This window comes from Clostridium sp. MSTE9 (assembly GCF_000277625.1).
Taxonomy (GTDB): domain Bacteria; phylum Bacillota; class Clostridia; order Oscillospirales; family Acutalibacteraceae; genus Faecalispora; species Faecalispora jeddahensis.
The window spans coordinates 44,760-54,665 of sequence record NZ_AKFU01000043.1 but is presented as its reverse complement, the minus strand read 5'-3'; the positions used below and the strand labels follow the sequence as shown (position 1 = coordinate 54,665).

General features: G+C 57.1%; 10 protein-coding genes and 1 pseudogene. 10 read left to right on the top strand and 1 reads right to left on the bottom strand.

The genetic code is table 11. From position 1 onward, the window contains the following. Nucleotides 1–188: pseudogene (locus tag HMPREF1141_RS17630) on the bottom strand (IS5/IS1182 family transposase); the annotation flags it as partial. A 61-nt stretch (nt 189–249) separates the two neighbouring features. Between HMPREF1141_RS17630 and HMPREF1141_RS17180 the strand changes: the two are divergent. The 10 genes from HMPREF1141_RS17180 (at nt 250) to HMPREF1141_RS13100 (ending at nt 9,893) form a co-directional block, all read left to right on the top strand. Further along, nucleotides 250–444, top strand: coding sequence for a helix-turn-helix domain-containing protein (locus HMPREF1141_RS17180; protein WP_081488020.1), 195 nt, complete (start codon nt 250–252; stop codon nt 442–444). 212 nt (nt 445–656) lie between these two features. Then, on the top strand, nt 657–1,673 hold the full coding sequence (locus tag HMPREF1141_RS13140; protein ID WP_009065164.1) for an ABC transporter substrate-binding protein: 1,017 nt from the start codon (nt 657–659) through the stop codon (nt 1,671–1,673). Nucleotides 1,674–1,703: 30 nt separating this feature from the next. Beyond that, nucleotides 1,704–2,558 carry an AraC family transcriptional regulator gene (locus HMPREF1141_RS13135; protein ID WP_009065156.1) on the top strand — a complete coding sequence of 285 codons (855 nt, stop codon included), beginning with the start codon at nt 1,704–1,706 and terminating at the stop codon, nt 2,556–2,558. A gap of 65 nt (nt 2,559–2,623) precedes the next feature. Beyond that, entirely contained in the window at nt 2,624–3,592 is a 969-nt protein-coding gene (locus tag HMPREF1141_RS13130) for an ABC transporter substrate-binding protein (protein ID WP_009065171.1), read from the top strand. Nucleotides 3,593–3,745: 153 nt separating this feature from the next. Further along, the gene (locus HMPREF1141_RS13125) at nt 3,746–4,747 is read left to right on the top strand and encodes an iron ABC transporter permease (RefSeq protein ID WP_155863651.1); all 1,002 of its coding nucleotides are present in this window, start codon (nt 3,746–3,748) and stop codon (nt 4,745–4,747) included. Then, nucleotides 4,747–5,787, top strand: coding sequence for an iron ABC transporter permease (locus HMPREF1141_RS13120; RefSeq protein WP_009065187.1), 1,041 nt, complete (start codon nt 4,747–4,749; stop codon nt 5,785–5,787). The genes HMPREF1141_RS13125 and HMPREF1141_RS13120 overlap by 1 nt, the downstream gene beginning before the upstream one ends. A gap of 15 nt (nt 5,788–5,802) precedes the next feature. Beyond that, a complete protein-coding gene (locus tag HMPREF1141_RS13115) occupies nt 5,803–6,630 on the top strand; it encodes an ABC transporter ATP-binding protein (protein WP_009065157.1) in 828 nt (275 codons plus the stop codon). Continuing rightward, nucleotides 6,627–7,400, top strand: a complete 774-nt coding sequence (locus HMPREF1141_RS13110) for a nitrogenase iron protein NifH (RefSeq protein ID WP_009065150.1) — start codon at nt 6,627–6,629, stop codon at nt 7,398–7,400. The genes HMPREF1141_RS13115 and HMPREF1141_RS13110 overlap by 4 nt, the downstream gene beginning before the upstream one ends. Beyond that, nucleotides 7,388–8,677, top strand: coding sequence for a nitrogenase component 1 (locus tag HMPREF1141_RS13105; protein WP_009065169.1), 1,290 nt, complete (start codon nt 7,388–7,390; stop codon nt 8,675–8,677). Before HMPREF1141_RS13110 ends, HMPREF1141_RS13105 begins: the two co-directional genes overlap by 13 nt. After that, complete coding sequence (locus HMPREF1141_RS13100; protein ID WP_009065140.1) at nt 8,658–9,893, top strand: nitrogenase component 1; 1,236 nt, start codon at nt 8,658–8,660, stop codon at nt 9,891–9,893. The genes HMPREF1141_RS13105 and HMPREF1141_RS13100 overlap by 20 nt, the downstream gene beginning before the upstream one ends. Nucleotides 9,894–9,906 lie beyond the last annotated feature (13 nt).

The following is a 9,906-nucleotide window of genomic DNA, read 5'->3' as shown; positions in this document are numbered from 1 at the left end:
CATCCTGTGCGTAATACGTAAAAAATCCCTTCCAGCACTTTCCTTGGCGGTATCGGAGGACGGCCTTGTCCGGGTGCGTGTTTATACTTTTTCTGCGGGTCCCGCTTTTTTACTGGTATCTTATCCTTGATTTCTTCCCAAAACTCATCCGATATTGTCCATGACTGATAAGATTTCTTCTCTTTCATTCTTCTCTCACCAGTCCCTATTTTACACCTTGTTTTAATTTATGGATAGGCTCTAAGTCCCATCAGCTATCTGACCGAGTGCCGCATACGCCGGTCGAAAGAGCTGCTCCAAACCTGCGGGTGTCCCATATCGCAGGTGGCCGAGTGCGTGGGGTACACGGACAGCTTCTATTTCAGCAGGCTTTTTAAACGGCAAACCGGTTTGTCTCCCACAGAGTTCCGTAAAGGGATTCACGAAGAATCCTGGAATGGTTGAATCCGGCAGCATAAATACAGAAAAAGCCGGTAAATCGGCCGAACAAGAAGCAGGCTTTGCCTTTCGCCCGAAAGGCGTTTCGGCAAAAGTCCATGTGGATTGTAACTATGTCCATTCCAATACGCGTTGTGCTTTGGTATACTACTCTTTAGCATTGAAACCCGATTTCAATATCGAGTTAGTTGCATCAAACATAATGGAGGAAAGGACAAATGAAAAGATTAATAGGTCTTATGCTCTCGCTTGCCCTGCTGACGGGCATATTGGCCGGATGCGCCAATACAACAGCCGGGGGCAGCGGCACAGCCTCGGATGACTCTTCTGCGGTCTCGCAGACGGGAACGTCGGATGCGGAAGAAGCTTGGCCGAGAACAATCACAGACGCCTTAGGAAAACAGATCACCCTTGAGAAAAAGCCCGAACGGGTCGCACTCCTGGATTTTGGTTATATCGAAACCCTGTTTGCATTGGATATCACTCCCATCGCGTCTACCCTTGCCGAACGGTCGATCAACGGCTTCGGTACGCTGCAGCCTTATGCCGCGAAGGCGCAGATTGAGGAATTGGGGGAAAACAAGGCGCCGAATCTTGAAAAGCTTGTGGAGCTGGAGCCCGACCTGATTCTCTATACCGCTGAGGAGAGAAATCTGGATATGACGCTTTACGAGGCGGCTTCCCGAATTGCTCCCGTGGTAACATTCAACATTCCCGATTGGAAGGAACAGCTGAGGGCGTTTGCCGAATGCCTTGGCGAAGAAGAAAAGGCGGAAGCCTATATTTCCGAAACGGAAGCGCTGATTGCCGAATCCAGGAAAAAGCTGGCCGGATACAGCGACAAAACGGTGGCGATACTGTTTGAGCGCAGCAGCGACGTAGGTAATTTCCTTGTTCTCGCCTCTGATGACTATCCCGTATGGTTTGATAAAGAGAACGGCCTTGGATTAACGACTCCGGATGGCTATATCAAGACCGGGCAGGAGATGATTTCTCTGGAGGGCATATCGGCGCTCAATCCGGATTACATTTTCCTGTTAGGGTCGCTGGGAACGCAAGCGAACGGCTACAAGCAAATCTACCTGTCCGAAGAAACGAAGGCTTCCTCCGTATGGCAGTCGCTGAACGCCGTAAAAGACGGGCACGTCTACTACCTGGACGCGGCTGTGCGGGCAGCCGGCCCCCTGAGCATCAAGCTTGGGGTGGAATCCATCGTGGAAAGCATGACTGAGTAAAGGAATCAAACGGAAAAGGGGGCGCGTAAAGTGAAAATCGAGCTCAATACGCTGGTGGCGCATTTTGCCCGCGCCTCCTTCCGGGTACAGGGCGTTTACCACTATACGATCGAGCCGGGCATGGCCGGATGGCAGCAAACGGCGCCGTTTCCCGGTTTTATCTTTCCGCTCTCCGGGCAGGCGGAGCTCCAGTTTAATGGCACGCCGTATCTGGCGGGCGCCGGGAACGTGATCCACGGCGGCGCGGATATGAGCCTGGACAAGCGCGTAGTGGGCAATACGAAATGGGAATATATCTCCCTGCTGTATGACATAGTCGGTACTGAGCCGGAGGGTATTTGCCTGCGGGAGGCGCATTTTGCGTTGGCCGTCGGGCACAGTCCGCACCTGACAGAAATTCTGTGGCGTTTGTGGGAGGCATTCAATCAACCGGGGGCGCTTCCCGCGTTCCGGACGCAGACGCTGTTCCACCGTGCCCTGGAGGAGGTTTTCGTCCGTGCCCGCAGCCAAATAAGCGGCAGTGCGCAGGCGCTGTTCGAGCAGGTATCCTCTTGTATCCATGAGCACTATATGGACGCGCTGACGGTGCGCGGACTGGCGGCGCAAAGCGGTGTCAATGAAAACCGGCTGTTCTACGTATTCAGCAAGTTCGCGGGTATGGGTCCCGGCGATTACCTGATTGCTTGTCGCCTCAATCGCGCCAAAGAGCTGCTGATTACCGGCGATGGGCCGGTCGGCGAGGTGGCCAAGTCCGTAGGGTACTCGGACGCGCTGTATTTCAGCCGGATGTTCAGGGATCGGTTCGGCGTTCCGCCCAGCACACTGCGGGAGAAATTCAGGAATAATCCATGTGGATTTCAGGATGCCTCCATTCCAATAGAATGAATGTTTTGTTATACTGGTGTATGTTAGTTAGACAAGACAAACTATTTTAATTGGAGGAATCACCGATGAAACGACTGATGGGACTGATCGTCTTACTTGCGCTTTTGACAGGCATCGCGGCGGGCTGCGCCCAAACGCCGCCGGAAAATAGAAGCACGCCGGAAAGCGCGTCCTCCGCGCCGGAAGAGGGCGGATGGCCGAGAACGATCACGGATGCGGCCGGGCATGAGGTCGTTCTGGAAAAGCAGCCGGAGCGAATTACCCTTCTCCATACCTTTTATATGGAACACTTCCTTCTGCTCGGCACACCGCCCACGGCGTCCTCGATCGGCAATGCCCTGGGGCAGACGGAAGCGCTCCAGCAATCCGAAATGTTCGGGCCTTTTCTCAAAGACGTGGAAATCATGAATCTGGGCAGCGCCAGTGAGATCAATCTTGAGACGATTCTGGAATCCGACCCCGACGTCATCGTGACCTTCTCCACGCAGGGGGGGCTCGATAAGACATACGACCAGCTCGTGCAGATCGCGCCGGTGGTGCTGCTGGATTATACCTCGTCGTGGCAGGATCAGCTTCGCGATTGCGCCGAGATCGTGGGCAAAGAGGACGAGGCGCAGAGTATGATTACGGAGATCGAAAAAACCATCGCCGACACAAAAGAAGCGATGGCTCCGTACGCCGACAGGACGTTCGCCCTTTTCCGCACAGACGGAAAGAACTTTATTACCCGCGGCAACGCAGCATACTACGAAACCTTCGGCATTACAAAACCCAAAGGCTACCCGGATACTTATGAGACCGTATCTCTGGAAGCTGTGGCCGAGATGAATCCGTATTACATCGTGTTCCAACATAACCACGAGGCCGCCGCGGCCTTTGTGAAGAGCATGGAAGCTTCCTCGGTCTGGCAGTCTATCGATGCGGTGAAGAACGGGCGCATCTACTATTTTGATGAGAATATGAACACCTTCGGGCCGCTCGCCCTGCGCCTTACCGCCGAAAAACTGGCAGAGATTTATTCCGGGCAAACGTGAGCGATCATGCATGAAAACCGGGCGCAGCTTTCTCTGATAGCCTGCGCCCGGTTTTTCTTTTCAACAAGCATCCGCACGGTGTCGAGGAGGCAGTCATTGATAAGACAAACAAACGAACCGGCACAACCGGTTCAGGACATACAAACGATCAAAATGAAAGGCCGTGCGTGGGCGGCATGGCTGATTATCTTATTCGGCGGGGGCGCGCTGATCCTGCTGATGGCGTTTTCGATTACAAAAGGGGCGGCGGAGATTCCGCTGTCAACGGTGTGGGACGTCTTGCTGCACTTCAACCGGCAGGATACCCATCACCTGATCGTTGTCGATCTGCGCCTGCCCCGCGTACTGGCCAGCGCCCTGGTCGGCGCTGCTTTTGCCGTGGCGGGGGCGGTCATGCAGGGCGTGACCCGCAACCCCATGGCGGATTCCGGACTGATGGGCTTAAACGCCGGCGCGGGCTTTGTCCTTTCTCTCTGCTTTGCTTTTTTCCCCGGGCTTTCCTACCTGCAGCTCGTTCTGTTTTCCTTTGCGGGAGCGGCATTGGGTGCAGGTCTGGTCAGCGGCATCGCGTCTTTGCGGCGCGGCGGAGCATCCCCGATGCGCCTGGTGCTGGCGGGAGCCGCGGTGAGCGCGCTTCTGTCCGCGCTCAGTCAGGGCATTGCCCTTTATTTTAACGTGGCGCAGAACATCATGTTCTGGACGGCAGGCGGCGTTGCCGGTTCTACCTGGCCGCAGATCCGGATTATGGCCCCGTGGATCGCGGGCGCGCTCCTGGGCGCAATCGTTCTTTCGCGTTCCATTTCCATCATGAGCCTGGGCGAGGATGTTGCAAGAGGCTTGGGGCTGAACACTTTGCTTGTCAGGGCTCTTTGCACAGCCGTTGTTCTGATGCTGGCCGGCGCTTCCGTGGCGGTGGTCGGTTCGGTGGGTTTCGTGGGCTTAGTTGTGCCGCATGTCGCGCGGTTTCTCGTAGGCAGGGATTACCGATGGATTATTCCTGCCTCCGCGGTGCTGGGAAGTCTTTTGGTGGTATTGGCGGATTTGGGCGCAAGAATGCTCAACCCGCCCTTTGAAACGCCTATCGGCGCGGTCATCGCGCTGGTCGGCGTGCCCTTCTTCCTGTATCTGGCCCGAAGGGAAAGGAGGGCATTGTAATGAACGCACAGCAGAGTAAGAACGAAGAATATAAACGAAAAACGGCGCTCCGGAATGTCGCTGTCGTGCTCATTTTTTCGGTTCTTCTGATCTTGTCATTCATCGTCAGCATGAATACCGGCTATTCAAAGCTCTCGCCGCTGGATACGCTGCGCACGCTGTTCGGCGGCGGCAGCAGCAAGGAAAATCTGATTCTGTTTGGCTTCCGGCTGCCCCGTATCGTGATTTCCATGCTGGTGGGCGCGGGACTGGCGCTTTCCGGCTGCATCATTCAGGGGGTGTCCCGCAATGCCCTGGCGGACCCGGGGCTTCTGGGCATCAACGCTGGGGCAGGGCTGACCGTTATTTTATTCGTGCTATTTTTTGGTTCGCAGTCCTACCTGTCGGTTTTCACCCTGCCGTTTCTGGCGCTCCTTGGTGGCGGGCTCGCAGCAATTTTGATCTATGCCCTGGCTTACAAGCGCGAGGGCGGCCTTGCTCCGATCCGGCTGATCTTGACCGGTGTGGCGATGCAGGCAGGCCTTTCTGCGCTGACTACCGTGCTGGTGGTCAAGCTGGACGAAACTCAGTTTGACTTTGTGGCGACATGGCAGGCAGGAAGCATTTGGGGCTCCAACTGGAAGTTCGTGCTGGCCCTGCTGCCCTGGCTGCTGCTGCTGATTCCCTATGTGCTGTCTAAATCCCGCGCGCTGGACGTGCTGAGTCTGGGCGACGATATTGCCTATGGCCTGGGCGCTTCTGTGGAAAAGGAGCGCCGCCGTCTGCTTGTCTCTGCGGTGGCGCTGGCGGCATCCTGTGTGGCGGTCAGCGGAAGCATCAGCTTCGTGGGGCTGATCGCGCCGCATTTGGCTCGGCGGCTGGTGGGGCCGCGCCACCGGATTTTGCTTCCCGTCTGCGCTTTGGCGGGGGCGGTACTGGTATCTGTTTCGGATACTGTTGCGCGTGTGATCGCCCAGCCCTTCGAAATCCCTACCGGCATTATGGTTGCCATTATCGGCGCACCGTACTTTTTATACCTGCTCGTAAAAAACAAGCAGTGAGCAAAGGATGAGATTATGAACAGCATTGCAACACAGAATCTGGCCGTCGCCTATGAGGATAACCTTGTGGTGGACGATCTGGACATGCAGATCCCGCAGGGCAGGATCACCACGATCATCGGGCCGAACGGCTGCGGAAAGTCCACGGTGCTTAAGGCCGTGGGCCGTATCCTGAAACCAAAGGGCGGCGTGGTGTACCTGAACGGGGACGATATCCGCCGCCTGACCACGAAGGAAGTGGCGCAGAAGATGGCGATTCTGCCCCAATCCCCCCAGGCTCCGGCCGGGCTGACGGTGGGGGAACTTGTGGCCTACGGGCGCTTTCCCCACCAAAGAGGCTTTGGCAAATTAATACCTGAGGACAAAAGGATCATTCAGTGGGCGCTGGAGGTGACGCGCCTGACGGAGTTTGAAACCACGGCGGTGGATAACCTTTCCGGCGGGCAGCGGCAGCGGGTATGGATCGCGATGGCGCTTGCCCAGCAGACCGACCTGATTCTGCTGGACGAACCGACGACGTATCTTGACCTTGCCTATCAGCTTGAGGTGCTCGAGCTGCTTTACCGCCTGAACCGGGAGCAGGGCTGTACCATCGTGATGGTGCTGCATGACCTGAATCTTGCCGCCCGCTTTGCCGATTATATGATCGCCATCCGCGGAGGGGACATCATTCAGCATGGCACGCCGGAGGAAGTGATGACCGCTGAGGTGCTCGAAGAAACCTTTCATATTGACGCGGAAATCGTCAAAGAACCCCGCACCGGCCGTCCCACCTGCATTTCCTATGATCTGATCCGTCAGGCCCAGGATACTACCGGCATATATAAGAAGGTGAATCAATGAAAAAAATAGCGATTTACGGGAAAGGCGGCATCGGCAAGTCCACCACCGTATCCAACGTATCGGCAGCGATCGCGGCCATGGGACTTACCGTCATGCAGATCGGCTGTGACCCAAAGGCCGATTCCACCTGTAATCTGACAGGCGGAAAAAATATTCCCACAGTGCTGAATACTCTGCGGGAAAAGGGCGACGCGGTTCTGGAGGATATTGTGGTCAAAAGTCCCTCCGGCGTACTTTGCGTGGAATCCGGCGGCCCGGTTCCCGGCGTAGGCTGCGCCGGGCGGGGCATCATTACCGCTTTTGAAAAGCTGGAGGAACTGGATGCCTATGAAATCTACAGGCCGGACGTCGTGCTTTACGACGTACTGGGAGATGTCGTGTGCGGCGGATTTGCCATGCCCATCCGGGGCGGTTACGCCGACGAGGTGTGCATCGTAACCTCCGGCGAAATGATGTCGCTTTACGCGGCCTCCAACATTGCCCATGCAGTCAAGAGCTTCGGAAAGCGCGGGTACGCGACGCTGCGGGGGCTGATCCTCAACGCCAAGAACGTCGAGGGGGGAAACGAGCTGGTGGACAAGGCGGCAGAGGAGATCGAAGCACCGGTTCTGTACCGCCTGCCTCGTCACCCTCTGGTACAGCAGGCCGAGGCACAGGGAAAAACCGTGGTAGAGGCCTTTCCTGATTCTGATATGGCCGCCCATTACCGTGAACTGGCGCAGCTTTTGATTCAGGAGACAGCCGGAGGTGGATGTTCATGTCCAATGTAAATCATTTGAAGCGCTTGTCCGCCGTTCGATCCAACGCGGGCGTAAAATTCCTAATGCCCTGCGCCTTTCCGGGCAGCCACTGTCCCTTGCATTCGGCGCTGGCCCTTGCGGGAAATATCCGGGGCGTATCCTCACTGGTGATCGGTACGCCGGAATGCGTTACCTACAGCCGGGTCGTTCTGCAAAAGCCAGGGCGCAGACACGGGGAACTGCACTGGATGTATGTGCTGGACGCTCATGAAGTGGTGTTCGGCTGCCGCAAGGGTCTGCTGGATGCGATCCGGAAGATGGACCGGGCGGGCGCAAAAGCCATCCTGCTGATCGGTACCTGCGTGCCGGACCTGATCGGCGAGGATATCGAGGGGATCGTCCGGGAGGCGCAGCGGGAGCTGTCCGCGCGCCTTACGTTTATCACACTCGGGCATTTCAAGTGCAACAGCTTTCCCTCCGGCTCCTGGAACATGTTAAAGGCGATCGGTTCGCTGATGGAACCGAGAACGATCCGTTCCCAGGTGGTCAATGTGATGGGGCGCGGCCCGGACGAAGAACATATCCCCATGCCGCCTTTGCTGAGCGCATTGGAGAAACGGGGCTTTACCCTGCGCTGCCTCGCGCCGGGGTCTGCGCTGGAAGATTTTCTGGAGGCGCCCGACGCGGCGGCAAATCTGGTACTTTCGCCGTTTACCGATCCTCTGGCAGCGGACATGGAGCAGGCCTTCGGCACACCCACCTTCCGCCTGCACAGCGCCTATGCCCCGGCACAGATCGATTCGCTCTATTCCGCTCTTGCTGAAAAGCTGGGGATTCAATGGGAAAATGAATTCGACCGTGAACGGAGCGAGGCGCTGTCTCTTCAGGAACAGGCTGGCGGCCGCCTTCACGGCCTTCGTTATGTCGGTGCGCACCTTGGTCCGCTCAGTGCGCTGCCTCTTGCAGCCTATCTGGCATCCCTGGGTATGGAGCCGCTGATGCTGCATCTGGAAGAATTCTGGCCGGATGATAAAGAGTGTGCAAAGGCCTTGCATGCGTACGGATATGACCCGTATGTCTGCCATATGGTCAACAGCGATTCGGACGCTCCGCTTTTGGAAAGCTTTGCTCCCGATTTATGCCTGGGGGAGCTGTCGGGCGCAAGGCTCGGGTTTCCCTGCGTGCCGCATCTGTCCGACCTGTACGGTCTGTGCGGGCATGAGAGGACGGCCGGCCTTTTGAAGAAGCTTCTGCATGCCCTGGAGGAACCGGGAGAAAGGAATGACAATGGGACTGTATCAATTTAAACCGATTCCTTCCGGCCGCATGGGAACACTGTGGACGCTGGCTTCCATCCGGGACTCTGCTTTGCTGGAGTTCGGCTGTATGGGGCATATGAATTACAGCCGTGTATTCCTGGAACGGGTGGGTGTTTCAAATGCCTGTAAGCTCTATTCCACCCACATCGATGAAACCGATATTGCCCTTGGCGGCGTGCGTCGGTTCAGCAGTGCGGTAGCAGATATCGCGCAGCGGGACAAACCCGGGCTCCTTTTCCTCCTGCCCTCAGCCGTGCCGGAGATCATCGGGACAGATCTTCCCGCCCTTTGCCGGGAACTGCAGCCGGATTATCCGGACATGCGTCTGCTGCCTTTCGGCTGCGGCGGCTTTGACGTGAACCAGCATCAGGGAATACGAAAGGCGCTTACTCTGCTTTCCAGAACGCTGCCGGTAGACGTGGAGAGAACGGTGCGGCCAAGCTTTAATATTATCGGCTCGTGTGCGGATCTGTTCCGCTTCCAGGCGGACGCAGCCGAGATCGTCCGCATCGTGGAAGGAGCCTTCGGGATGAAGCCGCTGTGCGTTATGACCTCGGATACGTCTGTGGCGCAAATCGAGCGGATGGGCGGGGCAAATGTCAATCTGGTGATCCGGCGCGAAGGCCTGCCGGCTGCTGAGCACCTGCAAAAGCGATTCGGTACGCCGTACCTGCTCGCGCGGCCCTACGGCATACAGGGCACCTGCGAATGGATCGGACGGGTATCGCGGATCATGGGAATCTCCCCTGACCGCAGCTTCGTCGAGGGCGAGCGGGAGGAAGCCCTGCGCCTGATCTCTCCCGCGCTGCCGATGTTCCGGCACGCGGCGTGGGAGCATCCGGAGAACGTGCGCGTAGCCGCAGGCGGACATGCCGACGTCGTTCAAGGGATTGTTTCCTTTGCCGGCAGCGAGCTGTCCCTTTCCAAAGGCGCGTGCTGGTGCGACAGCCCCGACATGGCGGACGGGGATCTTCCTTACTATGCGGAGGAACAGTGGACTGAGACAGTACAAAAGGAAGGAAAATCACTGCTTATGGCCAGCGGAGAGGCGCTGGAATGGGCCGGGCGCAGCACAGAGCTGCAAATCGCCAATCCGGACGTGAAGTGGCGCCTGAATCCCTATGAGCCTCCTTTTGTGGGCTTTCACGGCGCCGTGCATCTGGCCAATCTGTGGGTGAATGCCATCATGGAAGAAACGTTTTGACCGCTTATAATCT